Here is a 19,055-nt window from a genome sequence, read left to right on the forward strand (position 1 = left end):
TCATGAGCTTTGTTCGCTTTGATATCATCGCAAAAGTGGTCGAGCTTGGCAGTTTTACCGCAGCAGCTGAAGCATTAAATATGACGCAGTCCGCAGTGAGTCATGCGGTGGCGAGTTTAGAAACGGAGTGGGGTGTGTCTTTATTCATTCGTGATCGAAAAAAGGGCATCATGCTGACAGATATCGGTCAAACGCTTCTCCCGCATATTAGAGAAGTGTTAAATAGAGTGGAGAAGATCCAGCAGGAAATTGCGTTAACGAAAAATATCGAAACGGGCTTGATTCGTATCGGCACATTTGCCAGTGCATCTGCTTGTTTATTGCCTAAACTGCTTGTGAGCTATCAGAAAAAGCATCCGAAAATCGAATTTAAATTTTATGAGGGAACGTATGAAGAAATATTGGAGTGGCTAGATTCTGGCATCATTGATGTTGGATTTGTTGTGAAAGGTCATGCAGATGAAGCCTTTGACTTGCTTCCGCTGATCAAAGATGAGATGGTGGTCGCCTATCATCCGAATCATCGATTTCACCAGCAGTCCATTGTAGACATCACAGATTTGGCGGATGAACCATTTATTATGCCGACTGGCATGTATCAATCACATGTAGAGGATATTTTTTCTGACGCTCAATTGAAGCCAGCTACTTTATTTGAAGTACACGATTGTACGACCATTGCTCGTATGGTTGGGGAAGGGCTTGGTGTCACGATAGGACCTGAGCTGTTTTTAAAAACGCAGCAGCTTGTGCACATTCGACAGTTGAATGTCTCTCATCATCGTGAGGTTGCGCTCGCCTGTCCGTCTCTCTCCCAAGCTTCTCCGGCAGTGAAAGAGTTTTTTCATGTAGCCGAGGCAGTTTTTGCAAAAGAGAAGGATTTGGAGAAGGGTGTATAAAGAACTAGATGTGATTTTCCAAATTCGTGTATAAGACGAATGAAGCGGACATTTCTTTGAAAAATGTTCGCTTTTCGTATTGTGTTTAAAAATGAAGTTGGTATTTGGTACAATAGACAAAGGAATCAAAAAGATGAAGGAAATATTGTTCAACGAACTGTTTCCAGCAGCCTAATGATTGAAAGAATTCAAGTCGTAACATCCCAATAAACTTTGAGAAAATAAATAACGGCCCGAATTCAACTAATGTGGTAATACGATGAAATTCCTAATATTAGCTAATTTTTCAAAATGGTTGATGTGAATATCAGAGGTTAGTATTTTAGAATCATTGAAAGTCGTAATTAACGAATTCCTTGTACAACCAGGTATTAATTTTTTTCAAAGTGATTGTGATGTAGCATTAGCTAGAAGTTTTAAATGTTTAAAAGATTATACCAATAACCGTTACTGCTCAACTAAAAATAAAAGTACAGCCGGCAAATGTTCTCCTAACATTGCTAAGCATTCAAGGCTCTATCATAAACATACAGGATGGTTCTCACCTAGTAAGTAAAGAAGGGGGGGTATTAGAATTTTGGGAGTTACGCTAATTATGGGTGTATTATTAATATTATCAATGTTTTTTTTAATTTTTTTGCTTTTAAAGAAGATTATAGATTTGAAATTAATCATTATAATAGGTATTCCTTTTTTAATAATAATAATTGTTTTTTCTATATTAATTTTTGTGAATTTCCATTCAGTTTCACTTGAAAATGAATCTTTAGGCAGTTTTAAAACTGGTCAAGAGATAGATAACAATGAACTCGAAAAAAATGATCAGTTTTCGTTTGAAAATGAAGTGGTATATTCCAAAAAAGGAAATGAAGATTTTTTAGTAACATCTAATAATAAGCAACAAATTATCTCTATTATTAATGAATCACAAGATGGAAATATTAAGACATCAAAAGGTATTAAGGTTAACGATACGTTTCAAGATGTAGTAAAGGCGTATGGGAAAGAATACAAAAACCTTTGGTTTGTAGAAGGGTATGAAACAGGTATTCAGTATCAAGATAAAGATGAACAGCTTCTCCTAGAATTTTTCTTTAATGAAGATAAATTGTACCGTATTGAATTAATTAAAAAGTGATGCGCTAAATTTCTGAGATAGTATTAATTTTTTCCTGTTAGAAAGTTTATATTTTCATGCTTTCTCTGTGTTTCTTGGCAATTTCGAATATTTAGACAAGAAGTAACAAGAACTAGATGTGATTTTCCAAATTCGTGTAATAATACGAATGAAGCGGACATTTCTTTGAAAAATGTTCGCTTTTCATATTGTCTTTTAAAAATGAAGTTGGTACAATAGACACAGAAATCAAATAGATAGAAGTCGTATAATGGCGGGGATATGGCCCGCAAGTTTCTACCAAGCTACCGTAAATAGCTTGACTACGTCAATTCACACTCGTTTGATATAAATCATGCATTGTTCTTGTTTTATGTCACCGTCTGAATTCACATATGTAGTCAAGCGTCCCAAAACTGTTGGGGCGTTTTTTATTTGACTTGTGAATGGGGCAGACTAAAGCAAAAGGACATGAAGGGAGTCAGTTGGCTTGAAACAGTTTTTTCAATTTGATGAGTTAGGAACGAATTACCGCAGAGAAATCATCGGTGGTTTAACCACATTTTTGTCGATGGCTTACATTTTGTTTGTCAATCCGATCACACTTGCTTTAGTGTCGGTACCGGATTTTCCAGATAAATTACGAATTGATCAGGGCGCTGTCTTTACAGCGACGGCGTTAGCCTCTGCCGCAGGGTGTATTCTGATGGGGCTGATTGCTAGGTATCCAATTGCGATTGCACCAGGTATGGGCTTGAATGCCTTTTTCGCCTTCTCGGTTGTTCTTGGCATGGGCATCACATGGGAAGCAGCACTTTCTGGTGTATTTGTTTCAGGATTGATTTTCGTTGCCCTTTCTTTAACAGGTTTCCGTGAAAAAATCATCAATGCCATTCCGGCTGAGCTGAAGCTGGCAGTTGGTGCAGGTATTGGTCTATTCATTACGTTTGTCGGTCTGCAAGGCTCTGGTATTATCGCCAATAATGATAATACGCTCGTTTCGATTGGAAACATTCATAGTGGTCCTGTTCTATTGACGGTGTTTGGTATCGTAGTGACCGTTATTTTAATGGTTCTTCGAGTGAATGCAGGTGTCTTCATTGGGATGCTTGTGACAGCTATTGCAGGAATGATTGTTGGTCTTATACCAGTTCCGACGCAAATTGTGGGAAGTATTCCAAGCTTATCTCCAACCTTTGGACAAGCCTTGATTCACTTGCCAGACATCTTCTCGATTCAAATGCTTGTCGTGATATTAACGTTCTTATTCGTTGGGTTCTTTGATACAGCAGGAACGCTTGTGGCTGTTGCAACCCAAGCTGGTTTAATGAAAAATAATGAGCTGCCGCGTGCAGGAAGAGCACTTCTAGCGGATTCATCTTCAATCGTTGTAGGTTCTATTCTTGGAACATCGACGACAACATCTTATGTTGAATCTAGCTCAGGTGTTGCTGCTGGTGCACGTTCTGGATTTGCAGCTGTCGTGACAGGTATTTTCTTCTTGCTTGCGATGTTCTTCTCGCCGCTTTTATCCATCGTTACTTCGAATGTGACAGCACCTGCTTTAATCATTGTTGGTGCACTGATGGTCGCTCCGCTTGCGAAGATTGCATGGGATCGTTTTGAAATTGCCGTACCAGCGTTCTTAACGATGATTATGATGCCACTCACATACAGTATTGCAACAGGGATTGCGGTTGGCTTTATTTTCTACCCGATTACGATGATCTTTAAAGGGAAAGCCAAAGAAGTACATCCGATTATGTACGGATTGTTTGTGATCTTTATTCTCTACTTTGCTTTCTTAAATCATTAATAGTTCGCCTGAAGCAGCAGCTCATGGAAGCTGCTGTTTTTTTGTTTTGCCCTAATTTTCTTGCCATTTTAAAACCTCTGCTGCCCTTTAGCCGTCTATTCGTATGAACGTCAAGGAATCTTGACTGAACAGAGAGACTCCGCTACTTTAAGAGGAGTCATCCTTACAGGTCATTCGTATGAGCCTGTAAGGATTGTGCTGGATAGGAGTTGATATGAGATGTTAGAAAAAGATGAAGAGCAAAGTACATCAGACGTAAAAAATGAAGAGCCATCAATAGATCAAGAAACGAGGCAATCCCGCCTTAGCAGAAGCGCTGCAAAACGTGGAAGAACGTCGAAAGTAAAAGCAGCAGCGGATGATGAGCGTTCTGCCATTCAGCGTATGCTGCAAGGTGTAGGAGGCGCGTTTAAGCGCTATGGCTCATATGGACTTGCGATGTTAAAATCACCGAGCCGGGCCATCAATCAAGCGGAAACATTACGGATGAAGTATGCCTGGATCTCGATTGTGTTATTCAGCGTGTTTTTTGCTTTAGGCAACTATGTTCAATTAAAGGCGTCAAAGACTCGTTTATTAGGCTTTGGCATTCATTACTCTTTTGGTGACGCCTTTTTGAGGGTAGCGGTCTTTACACTCATTCTGCTCACATTGATGATGCTGACCGTCTGGTTACTCGGTAAGTACATGCTAAAAGGAAACATATCACTGAAAGAAGTGATCATGAAGTTTGGTGCCGCACTTGTACCGGTTTTGGTTTTATCCATCCTTTGGCTTGTATTTGCCATGCTGAATATTCCATATGTGACGGTCATTTTATCTGTGATGATGTTTTTTGGTCTCCAGTTGATTGCGGTCGTGCTGTTTCGCTCGATTCAATCGGAGCATGAAGCGGTGCGCGGTGATTTGATGTATGCTGGCTGGATCTTTTTATTGGTGGAGCTTGTCATCATTGCACTGCTCTGGGGCATTGTCGGAGAGTATTTGATTCCTTCACTTGTGCCTGTTCGATTTGGATAATACACACACTGAAAACCTCCTTTTTCAAAAAAGGAGGTTTTCATGTTGAGAAGAGGAAAAAACGGGTAAACTCTTGGTAACAAAGACCACCGTTCTTGTCGAAAGATATATGTGTTTTTCTCGCGCAAATTTGATTGTATCAAGGTATGTTCTCTAGTAGAATATGGGGTGCTTTATTTGATTTTTTAGTGCAGGGGGTTCGAATCGTGCTTCAACAACTTTTATCCAATGCGTTCACCATGGTTTTGATCATTTTAGTGATTAATATTGTCTATGTTTCATTTTCCACCATGCGTTTGATTTTAACAATGAAAGGCAGACGGTACGCAGCAGCTTTTGCTGGTACGATTGAAATGCTGATTTATGTGATTGGATTAAGTATCGTACTTGATAACTTAGATCAAATCCAAAATGTCATTGCGTATGCGTTAGGTTATGGGATGGGGATCATTGTCGGGATGAAAATTGAAGAGAAGCTGGCACTTGGCTACACAACTGTTAACGTGATCACAAAAGAATTAGATGTCGATCTCCCAAGGCAATTGAGAGAAAAAGGATATGGTGTCACCAGCTGGGTAGCAGGCGGTCTTGAAGGAGACCGGACAGCATTGCAAATTTTAACACCGAGAAAATATGAACTGCAATTATATGAAACGATTAAAACGCTGGATTCAAAGGCATTTATCATTTCATATGAGCCCAAATCGATTCACGGCGGCTTCTGGGTGAAGGCTGTGAAGAAAAGGAGAATTAAAGAATGACCGCAAAACCAAAGAAGAAGAAATTCTATGTGGAAGACGACATGACGATCGATCAAGTGTTGTCCCAGATGGCAGCGGAAGGCTACGCGCCTGTCCGACGAATGGAGGAGCCCATTTTTCAGGAAAAGAAGGAAAATGGGTCGATTCAGATCATTCCGATTGGGAAAAAAATCGTATTTGAAGGAAAAACAGTCTAAATCCGAACATTAAAACGACGACTTCATAGATTGTTCGATAAATCCGTTGACATCATGAACATCCGTTGTTAAGATAAACATGAATTCAAAACACGAACCTCATATAATCTTGGGAATATGGCCCATAAGTTTCTACCCAGTTACCGTAAATGACTGGACTATGCAGGATAGTGAACAAAACTGACATGGCGTTTCAAAAGCGAACAGCGCTTACCATGGCCCGGTTTGTGTTGCTTCCTAACAATGCAATGCAAATCGGGCCTTTTTGTTCGGCGTTTGACAAGCTGCTTAGGTTTGGGAAGCGTGTCAAACGATACAAAATCGAATATCAGCTTAAAGGTGGGGACAAAATGAAGCCGCTTGTAGGTGTCATCATGGGAAGTACATCTGATTGGGAAACAATGAAGAATGCGTGCGATATCTTAGAGGAATTAGACATTCCGTATGAAAAACAGGTAGTATCCGCACACCGGACACCTGACTTGATGTTTGAATATGCGACAGAAGCAAGAGGTAAAGGACTAAAAGTCATCATTGCCGGTGCTGGAGGCGCAGCACATTTACCGGGGATGGTCGCAGCGAAAACGACACTGCCGGTCATTGGTGTGCCCGTACAATCAAAAGCACTGAATGGACTGGATTCCTTATTATCCATCGTTCAAATGCCAGGCGGTGTACCAGTTGCGACAGTGGCGATTGGCAAAGCCGGTGCAACAAATGCAGGCCTTCTAGCTGCACAAATGATTTCAGCATTTGATGAAACAATCGCTGCTCGCCTTGAAGAAAGAAGAGAGCAAACAAAACAGACTGTACTAGAAAGCAGTGATCAGCTTGGCTAAGCAGACCATTTTTCCAAACGCAACCATCGGTATTATCGGCGGAGGACAGCTTGGCAGATATATGGCCGTCAGCGCAAAGCAAATGGGGTACCGGGCAGCTGTCTTAGACCCGGTCGCACAATCTCCTTGTGGACAGGTTGCTGATACAGAAATCACAGCTGCATATAGTGACCTGGATGGAATCAAACAGCTCGCAGAAATCAGCGATGTCGTGACCTATGAATTTGAAAATATTGATTACGATGCACTTAATCAATTGAAGGAAGAAGCCAATTTACCGCAAGGAAGTGAACTTCTTCTTTTAACTCAAAATCGTGAAACGGAGAAAAAAGGGATTGTAGATGCAGGCTGTGAAGTCGCACCTTACCGCATCATTCATGATGAAAAAGAGCTGGAAGACGCAGTAACCGTACTTGGTTTGCCAGCCGTGCTGAAAACATGCAGAGGCGGCTACGACGGAAAAGGGCAGTATGTGATCAAGGAAAAGGGACAGCTTCACGAAGCAGCTGAATTGCTCACACATGGAGCATGTATTTTAGAAAGCTGGGTCCCATTTCAAATGGAGCTCTCGGTGATCGTCACTCGTTCTATTCACGGGGAGATTGCGGTATTTCCAGTCGCTGAGAACATTCATAAGCACAACATTTTGTTCCAGAGCATTGTGCCTGCAAGAGTAGGTGAAAGCATTCAGGAGAAGGCAAAAGTGCTGGCAACGACACTGGCTGAAAAGCTAGCGCTAGTTGGTACACTTGCTGTAGAACTGTTCCTGACAAACGAAGGAGAGCTACTCGTCAATGAACTGGCGCCTCGCCCGCATAATTCTGGTCATTATACGCTCGATTTATGTGAGACGAGTCAGTTTGAACAGCATATTCGCGCGATATGCGGTTTGCCGCTTGGCGGTACAGCCCTTTTATCAGAGGGCATGATGGTGAACTTATTAGGCGATGAAGTAGACATCCCAAAAGAGCATCCTGAGCTTCTCAAAGAAGCGAAGCTTTATCTATATGGAAAGCATGAAGTAAAAACCGGCCGCAAAATGGGTCATATGACTTTTATGAAACAGCTTGATGATGAATGGATGACAAACATCACAAAGATATGGACTGAAAGAGATGGAGGAAACGGGAAATGATCGAACGTTACGCACGACCAGAAATGTCAGCAATCTGGACAGAGGAAAACAAATTTAATGCATGGCTTGAAGTAGAAATTCTCGCTTGTGAAGCTTGGGCAGAGCTCGGCGTTATTCCAAAAGAAGACGTTGTGACCATGCGCAAGAATGCAAGCTTTGATATTGATCGTATTCTAGAGATTGAACAAGACACGCGCCATGACGTGGTTGCCTTTACGCGTGCTGTATCTGAATCTCTAGGAGAAGAAAGAAAGTGGGTTCATTACGGGTTAACCTCTACAGACGTAGTGGATACGGCGCTTTCATATCTATTAAAGCAGGCGAACGATATCTTGCTCAAGGACATTGAGAGATTTGTTGACATCCTAAAAGAAAAAGCAAAAGAGCACAAATATACCGTCATGATGGGCCGTACACACGGTGTACACGCTGAACCGACAACATTTGGCCTGAAGCTTGGTCTTTGGTACGAAGAAATGAAGCGTAACCTAGAACGTTTTAAACAAGCAAAAGCTGGCATCGAATACGGTAAAATTTCTGGAGCTGTTGGCACATATGCGAACATCGACCCGTTTGTTGAGCAATATGTATGTGAGAAGCTTGGTATCAAAGCTGCACCAATCTCAACCCAAACCTTGCAGCGTGATCGTCATGCAGATTACATGGCAACTCTTGCACTCGTCGCAACAAGCATTGAGAAATTTGCTGTTGAAATTCGTGGACTTCAAAAGAGTGAAACACGTGAAGTAGAAGAGTTCTTTGCAAAAGGACAAAAAGGATCATCAGCAATGCCGCATAAACGCAACCCAATCGGCTCTGAAAATATGACGGGAATTGCCCGCGTCATCCGTGGATATATGCTGACAGCTTATGAGAATGTACCACTTTGGCATGAGCGTGATATTTCTCATTCGTCTGCTGAGCGCATCATTTTACCAGACGCAACGATTGCACTGAACTATATGCTAAACCGTTTCTCAAACATTGTGAAAAACTTGACGGTCTTCCCTGAGAACATGAAACGCAACATGGACCGCACACTTGGCTTGATTTACTCACAGCGCGTTCTTCTTGCATTAATCGATACAGGCATGGCACGTGAAGAGGCATATGATACGGTTCAGCCGAAGGCAATGGAAGCGTGGGAAAAGCAAGTGCATTTCCGTTCATTAGTAGAAGCGGAAGAAAAAATCACATCACGCTTAACACCTGAACAAATCGCTGACTGCTTCGATTACAACTATCACTTGAAAAATGTCGATATGATTTTCGAACGTCTAGGTCTTGCGTAAGAAAAGGGCCACCTGCTTGTCAGGTGCCCAATCCTGAAAATTGCCAACATTCAAATTAGGAGGCCAACCTGAATGACTGTGAAACAAGAACTTCTCTACGAAGGCAAAGCGAAAAAAATCTATCAGACCGATGACGAGCAAATTTTATATGTCGAATATAAAGACTCTGCGACAGCATTTAACGGCGAAAAGAAAGCTGAAATCGAAGGCAAGGGCAGACTGAATAACGAAATTTCAAGCTTAATCTTTCAAATGCTACATGAGAAAGGGATCAACAATCACTTTGTGAAACGACTTTCTGAAACAAAGCAGCTCATTCAAAAGGTGCAGATTGTGCCGCTTGAAGTCGTTGTACGAAATGTGGTGGCAGGCAGTATGTCAAAGCGCCTTGGCATTCCAGAGGGAACAAAACTGGATACACCATTGATCGAGTTTTACTACAAAGATGATGCACTCGGCGATCCGCTCATTACAGAAGATCATATTCGCATTTTAGATGCAGCGACACCAGAGCAGGTCGAGGAAATGAAGCAGATCACAAGACAAGTAAATGAAGAGTTAAAGCAAATCTTCTCAGAATGCCATGTGAATTTAATTGATTTCAAGCTTGAATTCGGAATAGATCACGAGAATCGTATTTTGCTAGCTGATGAGATTTCACCTGATACGTGCAGGCTTTGGGACAAAGATACAAACGAAAAGCTTGATAAAGACGTGTTTAGACGAAACCTGGGCGGCTTAACAAATGCATACGAAGAAATTTTCAAAAGACTTGGAGGCCATAAACATGTATAAAGTGAAAATTTTTGTCAGCTTAAAAGAGAGCGTTCTTGATCCACAAGGAAGTGCCGTGCAGCACGCCTTGCACAGCATGTCTTATCAGGAAGTAAAGGATGTCCGTATCGGGAAATACATGGAGCTTGTCATTGAAAAATCAGATCGTGATTTAGATACAGTCGTCAAAGAAATGTGTGAAAAATTACTGGCCAACACGGTGATTGAAGATTACCGCTATGAGGTGGAGGAGGTTGTCGCACAGTGAAGTTTGCAGTGATCGTCTTGCCTGGCTCTAACTGTGATATCGATATGTACCATGCGATTCAAGATGAGTTAGGTGAACAAGTTGAATATGTATGGCACGACGAAACGAGTCTAGACCGATTTGACGGTGTACTCGTACCAGGCGGTTTCTCTTATGGGGATTACTTAAGATGCGGTGCGATTGCTCGCTTTTCAAACATCATGCCGGCGGTGAAAAAAGCAGCTGCGGAAGGAAAACCTGTTCTTGGTGTTTGTAATGGGTTCCAAATCCTTCAGGAGCTTGGCATTCTTCCAGGTGCGATGAGACGAAATAAAGACTTAAAATTTATCTGTCGTCCAGTTGAACTCATTGTAGAGAACAACGAAACGCAATTTACAAGCGGCTATCAAAAAGGCGAATCCATTTCGGTTCCTGTAGCGCACGGTGAAGGCAACTTCTACTGTGATGAAGACACTTTAGCGAAGCTGATTGAAAATAACCAAATCGCTTTCACTTACGGAGACGATATTAACGGCAGTGTCAATCGAATTGCAGGTATAACGAATGAAGAGGGCAATGTACTCGGCATGATGCCGCACCCTGAGCGCGCGGTGGATACATTACTAGGCAGCGCAGACGGACTTAAATTGTTTCAATCTATCGTGAAAAATTGGAGGGACACTCATGTCACTACTGCTTGAACCAAGTCACAAGCAAATTAAAGAAGAGAAATTGTATCAGCAAATGGGATTGAGTGATGAAGAATTCGCTTTAATCGAATCCATTATTGGCAGGCTGCCAAACTACACAGAAATAGGCATTTTTTCTGTCATGTGGTCAGAGCATTGCAGTTATAAAAACTCAAAGCCTGTCTTAAGCAAATTCCCGACAAAAGGAGAGCATGTTCTTCAAGGTCCTGGGGAAGGCGCTGGAATCGTTGATATTGGAGACAACCAAGCGGTTGTATTTAAAATCGAATCACATAACCATCCATCTGCGATTGAACCGTATCAAGGAGCAGCTACTGGTGTCGGCGGAATTATCCGTGATGTATTCTCCATGGGTGCGCGTCCAATTGCTGTACTAAACTCTCTTCGTTTTGGTGAACTGACTTCACCGCGCGTGAAGTACTTGTTTGAAGAAGTAGTGGCAGGGATCGCAGGCTATGGAAACTGTATCGGAATTCCTACAGTCGGCGGAGAAGTTCATTTTGATCAAAGCTATGAAGGCAATCCGCTCGTGAATGCGATGTGTGTTGGATTAATCAACCATGAAGACATCAAAAAAGGGCAGGCAAAAGGTGTTGGCAACACGGTGATGTACGTTGGTGCTAAAACGGGACGTGACGGTATTCACGGTGCAACATTTGCGTCTGAAGAATTTTCTGATGAATCAGAAGAAAAACGTTCAGCGGTTCAAGTCGGTGATCCATTCATGGAAAAACTGCTGCTTGAAGCATGCCTTGAAGTCATCAAAAACGATGCGCTCGTTGGGATTCAAGATATGGGAGCGGCTGGCTTAACAAGCTCAAGTGCGGAAATGGCAAGTAAAGCAGGTTCTGGTATTGAGATGAATTTAGACCTCATTCCGCAGCGTGAAACAGGCATGTCCGCATACGAAATGATGCTGTCTGAATCACAAGAGAGAATGCTTCTGGTCATTGAAAAAGGCCGTGAGCAAGAAATCATTGATATTTTCGAAAAATACGATCTTGAAGCAGTATCAGTCGGTCATGTGACAGACGATAAAATGCTTCGTTTACTCCATCAAGGTGAAGTGGTATGTGAGCTTCCTGTTGACGCTCTTGCAGAAGAAGCACCGGTTTATCACAAGCCGTCAAGTGAGCCTGCATACTATCGTGAGTTTTTAGAAACGAAAGTGGAAGCTCCAGCGATCACAGATGCAGCAGAGACATTAAAGCAGCTCCTTCAGCAGCCAACGATTGCAAGTAAAGAATGGGTCTATGATCAGTATGACTACATGGTTCGGACAAATACCGTCGTTGCACCTGGCTCTGATGCAGGTGTACTAAGAATCCGCGGAACGAAAAAAGCCCTAGCGATGACAACAGATTGTAACGCACGCTATCTCTACCTTGATCCAGAGGTCGGCGGGAAAATCGCCGTCGCAGAAGCAGCACGTAACATTGTCTGCTCAGGCGCTCGTCCACTTGCAGTGACAGATAACCTGAACTTCGGTAACCCGGAGAAACCAGAAATTTTCTGGCAAATTGAAAAATCTGCTGACGGGATTAGCGAAGCATGCCGCACGCTAAGCACACCAGTTATCGGTGGGAACGTCTCTTTATATAACGAATCAAATGGAACAGCGATTTACCCAACACCAGTCATTGGGATGGTTGGTTTGGTCGAAGATACTGCTCATATTACGACTCAATCGTTCCAGCAGGCTGGCGATGTCATTTTCGTCATTGGTGAGACGAAGGAAGAATTTGCAGGCAGTGAGCTTCAAAAGATGACAGAAGGTCGTATTTACGGAAAAGCACCGGAAATTGATTTGAACGTAGAGCTTTCGCGTCAAGAAGCCCTGCTAGCCGCGATTCAAAATGGTCTCGTTCAATCAGCACACGATGTGTCTGAAGGCGGACTTGGTGTAGCACTCGCTGAAAGTACATTTGGAACTGACGGGCTTGGTGCAGATATCCAAATCGATTTAAACAGCGAAGCTTCATTATTCAGTGAAACACAGTCACGTTTTGTCGTCACAGTTAAACTGGAGCACCGCGAAGCGTTTGCTGCGGCTGTCAAAGATGCGAAAGAAGTCGGAACGGTTACAAATGATGGTGTGTTTACTGTCAAAAATCAAGAAGGACAACAATGGATTCATGCAGCGGTCAACGAGCTTGAACGTGCATGGAAAGGAGCGATCCCATGCTTGCTGAAATCAGAGGCTTAAATGAAGAGTGTGGTGTCTTTGGGGTTTGGGGACACGAAGAAGCCCCGCAAATCACATATTACGGATTGCATAGCCTTCAGCACCGAGGACAAGAAGGTGCGGGAATCATTGCAACAGATGGTGAGAACCTCACATCACACAAAGGCCTTGGACTGATTACGGAAGTCTTTCAAAACGGTGAGCTAAAGGATTTGAAAGGAAAAGGTGCGATCGGACACGTTCGATATGCGACAGCAGGCGGAGGCGGCTTTGAAAATGTGCAGCCCCTCTTCTTCCGTTCGCAAAACAATGGCAGTCTTGCCCTTGCTCATAATGGAAACTTAGTGAATGCAACGCAGTTAAAGCAGCAGCTAGAGAACCAAGGGAGCATTTTCCAGACCTCTTCTGATACCGAAGTGCTGGCACATTTAATTAAGCGCAGCGGGCATATGGAATTGAAGGAACAGATCAAAAATGCGCTGTCCATGCTTAAGGGAGCCTATGCTTTCTTAATCATGACGGAAACAGAAATGATCGTGGCGCTTGATCCAAACGGCTTACGCCCGCTTTCACTTGGTATGCTTGGGGATGCTTATGTTGTCGCTTCTGAAACATGTGCATTTGATGTCGTCGGTGCCACGTATTTACGTGATGTGGAGCCTGGCGAAATGCTGATCATTAATGATGAAGGCTTAAAATCTGAGCGCTTCTCGATGAATATTAACCGCAGCATGTGCAGCATGGAATACATTTATTTCTCAAGACCTGACAGCAATATCAACGGTATCAATGTGCATAGTGCGAGAAAGAGTCTTGGCAAAAAGCTTGCTGAGGAAGCGCATGTCGAAGCAGATGTTGTGACAGGTGTACCAGATTCCAGTATTTCTGCAGCGATTGGATATGCCGAAGCAACAGGTATTCCGTATGAGCTCGGTTTGATTAAAAACCGTTATGTTGGCCGGACGTTTATCCAGCCGTCTCAAGCATTGCGTGAGCAGGGCGTACGGATGAAGCTGTCTGCTGTGCGCGGTGTAGTCGAAGGAAAGCGTGTTGTGATGGTGGATGATTCCATCGTACGCGGGACAACGAGCCGCAGAATTGTCACGATGCTAAGGGAAGCGGGTGCGACGGAAGTCCATGTACGCATTAGTTCACCGCCAATCGCACACCCATGTTTTTATGGAATTGATACATCCACACACGAAGAGCTGATTGCTTCTTCTCATTCAGTGGAAGAAATTAGACAGGAAATCGGTGCGGACACCATTGCATTTTTATCTGTAGACGGTTTAATGGACGGGATTGGCAGGAAGTATGATGATCCGCAGCGCGGTCAGTGTTTAGCATGCTTTACTGGGAAATACCCGACTGAAATATATGAAGATACGGTTCTTCCGCATGTGAAGGAAACGGTCTTGACGAAATAATCGAATAAAGGAGCAGCAGTCAAGATGAGTTGATATGCTGCTCTTTCATTCTGCCGAAAATACATGGAAAGCAGCAGCTAAAAGGAGTGAATGGGATGTCAGAAGCATATAAAAACGCCGGTGTCGACATCGAAGCAGGGTACGAAGCCGTCAAACGAATGAAAACACACGTAGAACGTACAAAACGAGCAGGTGTTATGGGCGCTCTAGGTGGATTTGGCGGTATGTTTGATCTATCTGAGCTGCCATACAAAAAGCCCGTTCTTGTTTCAGGAACAGATGGTGTCGGAACAAAATTAAAGCTTGCCTTTTTAATGGATAAACACGATACGATCGGCGTCGATGCCGTGGCCATGTGTGTCAACGATGTGCTTGCACAAGGGGCAGAACCGCTCTTTTTCTTAGATTACTTAGCCGTTGGAAAAGCAGATCCGGTAAAAATTGAATCCATTGTCAAAGGTGTGGCTGACGGATGTGAGCAGTCTGGTTCAGCGCTTGTCGGCGGTGAGACAGCCGAAATGCCAGGTCTTTACACAGAAGAGGAATATGATATTGCTGGTTTTTCAGTAGGTGTCGTTGAAAAGGACGAAATCGTAACGGGAGAGGGCATCAAGGAAGGGCATTTGCTTATTGGACTCAGCTCAAGCGGAATTCATAGCAATGGATACTCTCTCGTTCGTAAAGTCTTGCTGGAAGACGCTGGTCTTGACCTGCATCAAACGTATGAACCTTTTACAAGACCGCTCGGAGAAGAGCTTCTTGAACCGACAAAAATTTATGTGAAGCCCGTACTCAAACAAGTGAAAGCCGGCAAGGTTGACGGCATGGCACATGTGACAGGCGGCGGTTTTATTGAGAATTTACCACGTATGCTGCCTGAAGGTCTTGGTGTTGAGGTAGATAACGGCTCATGGCCAGTACCACCCATTTTCTCCTTTATTCAAGAAAAGGGTCAGTTGAAGGCAGAAGAGATGTTCAACGTGTTTAATATGGGCATTGGCTTTGTCCTAGCTGTCAAAGAGGACGATCTTGTGGATGTGATTAGCGGACTTGAACAAGATGGAGAGAAAGCATTTCTCATCGGACGTGTTAAAAAAGGAGAAGGTGTCACATTCGGCGGTGGAAGCCTCTCATGAAGAAGTTTGCGATCTTCGCCTCTGGAAGTGGGACGAACTTTCAAGCCATTATAGATACGTTAAAAGAAGAAAAGTGGCAGGCAGAGGCCGCCATTGTGATTTGTGATAAACCGGGTGCAAAGGTGCTGGAGCGTGCTGAGAAAGAGGGCATTCCCTCCTTTGCTTTTACCCCGAAGGCTTTTCCGAATAAAGCCGCTTTTGAACAAACAATCATCGAACAACTGAGGCTTCATGAAGTAGAATGGGTTTTCCTTGCTGGGTACATGAGACTGATCGGTCCGACATTACTTGAAGCATACAAAGGGAAAATCGTGAATATCCACCCATCCTTGCTGCCAGCTTTCCCTGGTCTTGATGCCATCGGACAGGCGTATCAAGCAGGCGTCAAAGTGGCAGGCATCACCGTCCATTTTGTTGATGAAGGGATGGATACAGGTCCGATTATTGACCAAGCCGCGATCTATATTGAACAAGGCGAAGAGCTTGAATCAATTGAAAAAAGAATGCATGAACTAGAACACACACTATATCCAAAAGTGATCAAATCACTTTTAGAATTATCTTAATGAGGTGACGAAGGCATGACGATCAAACGCGCATTAATCAGTGTTTCTGATAAAACAAATCTTGTACCTTTTGTGAAAGAATTAACAGAACTTGGTGTTGAAGTCATTTCAACTGGAGGTACTCATAAGCTTCTTCAAGAAAATGGCATTGATGTCATTGGGATTTCTGAAGTCACTGGATTCCCTGAAATCATGGACGGACGACTCAAAACGCTTCACCCGAACATTCATGGTGGATTATTGGCAGTGAGAGAAAATGATGAGCATATGGCACAGATTGAAAAGCATGGCATTCAGCCGATTGATCTTGTTGTCGTGAATCTCTATCCTTTCAAAGAGACGATCTCAAAAGACGATGTAACGTATGAAGAAGCAATTGAAAACATTGATATTGGCGGACCGGGAATGCTTCGTGCGGCATCGAAAAACCACCAAGACGTCACAGTGATTGTCGATCCTCGTGACTATGATACAGTCGTTCAGCAAATCAAAGAAGGCGGCGTGTCACTTGAGAAAAAACGTGAGCTTGCGGCGAAGGTATTCCGTCATACAGCTGCTTACGATGCCCTCATTGCAGATTATTTAACGAACTTTGTTGGCGAAACAGAGCCAGAGCAGTTCACCGTCACGTTTGAGAAAAAACAATCCCTTCGTTATGGAGAAAACCCGCACCAAGCGGCGACTTTCTATGAAAATGCTCTTCCAAGCAAAGGCTCTTTGGCAACAGCTACACAGTTACATGGAAAAGAGCTTTCCTACAACAATATTAAAGATGCAGATGCAGCTCTTCAAATCGTACGTGAATTTACGGAGCCAGCGGCTGTGGCTGTAAAACATATGAACCCATGCGGCGTTGGTACAGGAGAAACGATTGCAGAAGCGTTTGATCGTGCCTTCAAAGCAGATGAAACCTCTATTTTTGGCGGCATTGTGGCGCTGAACCGTGAAGTAGACAAGCAAACGGCTGAGGTACTGCATACGATTTTCTTAGAAATCGTCATCGCTCCATCGTTTAGCCAAGAAGCGCTTGACGTGTTAACAGCGAAAAAGAACCTTCGTCTATTAACATTAGATGTAGAAGTAGATCTTGAGAAAAAAGAAAAGCAGCTGACAAGTGTTCATGGCGGACTGCTCGTGCAGGATATTGATACGTATGGCTTAGAGGAAGCAACGATCTCTATTCCAACGAAAAGAGAACCTACAGAAGACGAATGGAAAGACTTAAAGCTTGCTTGGAAAGTCGTCAAGCATGTGAAATCAAATGCGATTGTCCTTGCAAAAGATCAAATGACAGCAGGGATCGGCGCTGGTCAGATGAACCGCGTGGGCTCAGCAAATATTGCGATTGAGCAAGCAGGTGAAAAAGCGAAAGGAAGCGCACTAGGCTCTGATGCATTCTTCCCGATGGGCGATACAGTGGAAGCTGCTGCAAAGGCAGGCGTCACAGCAATCATCCAGCCAGGTGGTTCCATTCGTGATGAAGAATCAATCCAAAAAGCAGATGAATACGGCATCGCCATGGTCTTCACTGGCGTTAGACATTTCAAACATTAAGGGGATGACAGTGTGAACGTATTAATTATCGGCAGAGGCGGAAGAGAGCATACCATCGCATGGAAAGTGAACCAAAGTGAACTTGTCAGCCAAGTATTTGTCGCACCTGGCAATGATGGAATGGCAGACGCTGCGAAGCTTGTACCGATCGACGAAGGTGATCATGAGGCATTAATTCGTTTTGCAAAAGACAATGAAATCGGCTTAACGATTGTCGGTCCAGAGGTTCCTTTAATTGCAGGTGTCGTCGATGCATTTGAAGAGGCAGGTCTAAAGGTATTTGGACCAAATGCAAAAGCCGCAGTCATTGAAGGCTCAAAGGAATTTGCAAAAGACTTAATGAAAAATTATGAGATCCCGACCGCCGCTTATGCCACTTTTACATCGTTTGAAGAAGCGAAGGCATATGTGGAAGAAAAGGGTGCGCCGATTGTCATTAAAGCAGATGGTCTCGCAGCAGGAAAAGGCGTGACAGTTGCGATGACACTTGAAGAGGCGATCAACTGTCTGCACGATTTTTTAGAGGATGAAAAGTTTGGCGATGCAAGTGCATCGGTCGTCATCGAGGAATTTTTAACAGGTGAGGAATTTTCATTGATGGCCTTTGTCAATGGAGAAAAGGTGTACCCAATGGTGATCGCGCAAGATCACAAACGGGCATTTGAAGATGACAAAGGACCGAATACCGGCGGGATGGGCGCTTATTCACCAGTTCCACAAATTTCAGATGAAGTCGTCCAAAAAGCGGTGGAAGATGTCGTCAAACCAGCGGCTCGCGCCATGGTGCAGGAGGAGCGTCCGTTTACAGGCATTTTATATGCTGGCTTAATGCTGACACCAGAAGGCTCAAAGGTCATTGAGTTCAATGCACGCTTTGGCGACCCTGAAACGCAGGTGGTTCTCCCACGTCTTGAATCAGATCTAGTCCAAGTATTCCTCGATATTCTTGATGGAAAAGATGTAGACTTGCAGTGGAAAGATACTGCGGCTGTCAGTGTGGTCCTTGCATCAGAAGGGTACCCAGAAGACTATGCAAAAGGCACACCGATCGGTACTTTGCAAACAACGGTCTCTGATGTCGTGACCTTCCACGCAGGAACAAAAAAAGAAAACGACCAATTCGTCACAAATGGCGGCCGTGTAGCAAATGTGACGGCATTTGACGACACATTTGAAGCGGCAAGATCAAGAGTGTATGAAGCGGTTGAAGAAATCATTCAGCCAGGTCTATTTTATCGCCGTGACATCGGTGCCCGTGCGCTTAAGGCTGCGGGGAAAACCGTTTAATCAAAACACCTTTCTATCTGATGAGATGGAAAGGTGTTTTTTGTTCATGAGAAGGGATGCCGATTGAAAATGAAGAAGTAGTATGGGATCACG

At 43.5% G+C, this 19,055-nt stretch carries 18 protein-coding genes and 2 riboswitches; all 18 genes read left to right on the forward strand.

Annotated features, from left to right (window positions below):
* Positions 1-2 precede the first annotated feature (2 nt).
* The 18 genes from NSQ36_RS03265 to purD all read left to right on the forward strand — a co-directional run bounded on the left by NSQ36_RS03265 (position 3) and on the right by purD (position 18,962).
* Positions 3-899: a LysR family transcriptional regulator gene (locus tag NSQ36_RS03265; protein ID WP_226804736.1), complete on the forward strand. Its 897-nt coding sequence runs from the start codon at positions 3-5 to the stop codon at positions 897-899.
* A gap of 595 nt (positions 900-1,494) precedes the next feature.
* Positions 1,495-2,037 (forward strand): hypothetical protein, encoded by a 543-nt coding sequence (locus NSQ36_RS03270; RefSeq protein WP_251191433.1) that lies wholly within the window; start codon positions 1,495-1,497, stop codon positions 2,035-2,037.
* Positions 2,038-2,260: 223 nt separating this feature from the next.
* Positions 2,261-2,362: riboswitch (purine riboswitch) on the forward strand.
* A gap of 144 nt (positions 2,363-2,506) precedes the next feature.
* Positions 2,507-3,832: an NCS2 family permease gene (locus NSQ36_RS03275; RefSeq protein WP_137055449.1), complete on the forward strand. Its 1,326-nt coding sequence runs from the start codon at positions 2,507-2,509 to the stop codon at positions 3,830-3,832.
* 219 nt (positions 3,833-4,051) lie between these two features.
* Positions 4,052-4,852 carry a hypothetical protein gene (locus NSQ36_RS03280; RefSeq protein WP_251191434.1) on the forward strand — a complete coding sequence of 267 codons (801 nt, stop codon included), beginning with the start codon at positions 4,052-4,054 and terminating at the stop codon, positions 4,850-4,852.
* A gap of 206 nt (positions 4,853-5,058) precedes the next feature.
* On the forward strand, positions 5,059-5,613 hold the full coding sequence (locus tag NSQ36_RS03285; RefSeq protein WP_024424505.1) for a DUF2179 domain-containing protein: 555 nt from the start codon (positions 5,059-5,061) through the stop codon (positions 5,611-5,613).
* On the forward strand, positions 5,610-5,810 hold the full coding sequence (locus NSQ36_RS03290; protein WP_050945708.1) for an NETI motif-containing protein: 201 nt from the start codon (positions 5,610-5,612) through the stop codon (positions 5,808-5,810). Before NSQ36_RS03285 ends, NSQ36_RS03290 begins: the two co-directional genes overlap by 4 nt.
* A 79-nt stretch (positions 5,811-5,889) precedes the next feature.
* Positions 5,890-5,991, forward strand: a riboswitch (purine riboswitch).
* Positions 5,992-6,160: 169 nt separating this feature from the next.
* Positions 6,161-6,649 (forward strand): 5-(carboxyamino)imidazole ribonucleotide mutase, encoded by a 489-nt coding sequence (purE, locus tag NSQ36_RS03295; protein ID WP_050945777.1) that lies wholly within the window; start codon positions 6,161-6,163, stop codon positions 6,647-6,649.
* Positions 6,642-7,784: a 5-(carboxyamino)imidazole ribonucleotide synthase gene (purK, locus tag NSQ36_RS03300; RefSeq protein WP_251191435.1), complete on the forward strand. Its 1,143-nt coding sequence runs from the start codon at positions 6,642-6,644 to the stop codon at positions 7,782-7,784. Before purE ends, purK begins: the two co-directional genes overlap by 8 nt.
* The gene (gene purB, locus NSQ36_RS03305; RefSeq protein ID WP_003213884.1) at positions 7,781-9,076 is read left to right on the forward strand and encodes an adenylosuccinate lyase; all 1,296 of its coding nucleotides are present in this window, start codon (positions 7,781-7,783) and stop codon (positions 9,074-9,076) included. The genes purK and purB overlap by 4 nt, the downstream gene beginning before the upstream one ends.
* Before the next feature lie 72 nt (positions 9,077-9,148).
* The gene (gene purC, locus NSQ36_RS03310) at positions 9,149-9,871 is read left to right on the forward strand and encodes a phosphoribosylaminoimidazolesuccinocarboxamide synthase (protein WP_050945710.1); all 723 of its coding nucleotides are present in this window, start codon (positions 9,149-9,151) and stop codon (positions 9,869-9,871) included.
* Positions 9,864-10,118 carry a phosphoribosylformylglycinamidine synthase subunit PurS gene (purS, locus tag NSQ36_RS03315; RefSeq protein WP_003214349.1) on the forward strand — a complete coding sequence of 85 codons (255 nt, stop codon included), beginning with the start codon at positions 9,864-9,866 and terminating at the stop codon, positions 10,116-10,118. The genes purC and purS overlap by 8 nt, the downstream gene beginning before the upstream one ends.
* Entirely contained in the window at positions 10,115-10,798 is a 684-nt protein-coding gene (purQ, locus tag NSQ36_RS03320; protein WP_044141518.1) for a phosphoribosylformylglycinamidine synthase subunit PurQ, read from the forward strand. The genes purS and purQ overlap by 4 nt, the downstream gene beginning before the upstream one ends.
* A complete protein-coding gene (gene purL, locus NSQ36_RS03325; RefSeq protein ID WP_050945711.1) occupies positions 10,782-13,013 on the forward strand; it encodes a phosphoribosylformylglycinamidine synthase subunit PurL in 2,232 nt (743 codons plus the stop codon). The genes purQ and purL overlap by 17 nt, the downstream gene beginning before the upstream one ends.
* Entirely contained in the window at positions 12,989-14,419 is a 1,431-nt protein-coding gene (gene purF / locus NSQ36_RS03330) for an amidophosphoribosyltransferase (RefSeq protein ID WP_003213939.1), read from the forward strand. The genes purL and purF overlap by 25 nt, the downstream gene beginning before the upstream one ends.
* A gap of 95 nt (positions 14,420-14,514) precedes the next feature.
* Positions 14,515-15,555 (forward strand): phosphoribosylformylglycinamidine cyclo-ligase, encoded by a 1,041-nt coding sequence (gene purM / locus NSQ36_RS03335; protein WP_251191437.1) that lies wholly within the window; start codon positions 14,515-14,517, stop codon positions 15,553-15,555.
* Positions 15,552-16,121, forward strand: coding sequence for a phosphoribosylglycinamide formyltransferase (purN, locus tag NSQ36_RS03340; RefSeq protein ID WP_044141522.1), 570 nt, complete (start codon positions 15,552-15,554; stop codon positions 16,119-16,121). Before purM ends, purN begins: the two co-directional genes overlap by 4 nt.
* Before the next feature lie 15 nt (positions 16,122-16,136).
* Positions 16,137-17,675, forward strand: a complete 1,539-nt coding sequence (gene purH / locus NSQ36_RS03345) for a bifunctional phosphoribosylaminoimidazolecarboxamide formyltransferase/IMP cyclohydrolase (protein ID WP_251191438.1) — start codon at positions 16,137-16,139, stop codon at positions 17,673-17,675.
* 12 nt (positions 17,676-17,687) lie between these two features.
* Positions 17,688-18,962, forward strand: coding sequence for a phosphoribosylamine--glycine ligase (purD, locus tag NSQ36_RS03350; protein ID WP_251191439.1), 1,275 nt, complete (start codon positions 17,688-17,690; stop codon positions 18,960-18,962).
* Positions 18,963-19,055 lie beyond the last annotated feature (93 nt).

The sequence above is a fragment of the Bacillus sp. FSL W8-1143 genome (assembly GCF_037965155.1).
Classification (GTDB): domain Bacteria; phylum Bacillota; class Bacilli; order Bacillales; family Bacillaceae; genus Bacillus; species Bacillus pumilus.

Coding starts and splice junctions, on each gene's coding strand:
- NSQ36_RS03265 (WP_226804736.1), top strand. CDS start 3: ATGAGCTTTGTTCGCTTTGATATCATCGCAAAAGTGGTCGAGCTTGGC.
- NSQ36_RS03270 (WP_251191433.1), top strand. CDS start 1,495: ATGGGTGTATTATTAATATTATCAATGTTTTTTTTAATTTTTTTGCTT.
- NSQ36_RS03280 (WP_251191434.1), top strand. CDS start 4,052: ATGTTAGAAAAAGATGAAGAGCAAAGTACATCAGACGTAAAAAATGAA.
- NSQ36_RS03290 (WP_050945708.1), top strand. CDS start 5,610: ATGACCGCAAAACCAAAGAAGAAGAAATTCTATGTGGAAGACGACATG.
- purE (WP_050945777.1), top strand. CDS start 6,161: ATGAAGCCGCTTGTAGGTGTCATCATGGGAAGTACATCTGATTGGGAA.
- purB (WP_003213884.1), top strand. CDS start 7,781: ATGATCGAACGTTACGCACGACCAGAAATGTCAGCAATCTGGACAGAG.
- purC (WP_050945710.1), top strand. CDS start 9,149: ATGACTGTGAAACAAGAACTTCTCTACGAAGGCAAAGCGAAAAAAATC.
- purS (WP_003214349.1), top strand. CDS start 9,864: ATGTATAAAGTGAAAATTTTTGTCAGCTTAAAAGAGAGCGTTCTTGAT.
- purL (WP_050945711.1), top strand. CDS start 10,782: ATGTCACTACTGCTTGAACCAAGTCACAAGCAAATTAAAGAAGAGAAA.
- purF (WP_003213939.1), top strand. CDS start 12,989: ATGCTTGCTGAAATCAGAGGCTTAAATGAAGAGTGTGGTGTCTTTGGG.
- purM (WP_251191437.1), top strand. CDS start 14,515: ATGTCAGAAGCATATAAAAACGCCGGTGTCGACATCGAAGCAGGGTAC.
- purN (WP_044141522.1), top strand. CDS start 15,552: ATGAAGAAGTTTGCGATCTTCGCCTCTGGAAGTGGGACGAACTTTCAA.
- purH (WP_251191438.1), top strand. CDS start 16,137: ATGACGATCAAACGCGCATTAATCAGTGTTTCTGATAAAACAAATCTT.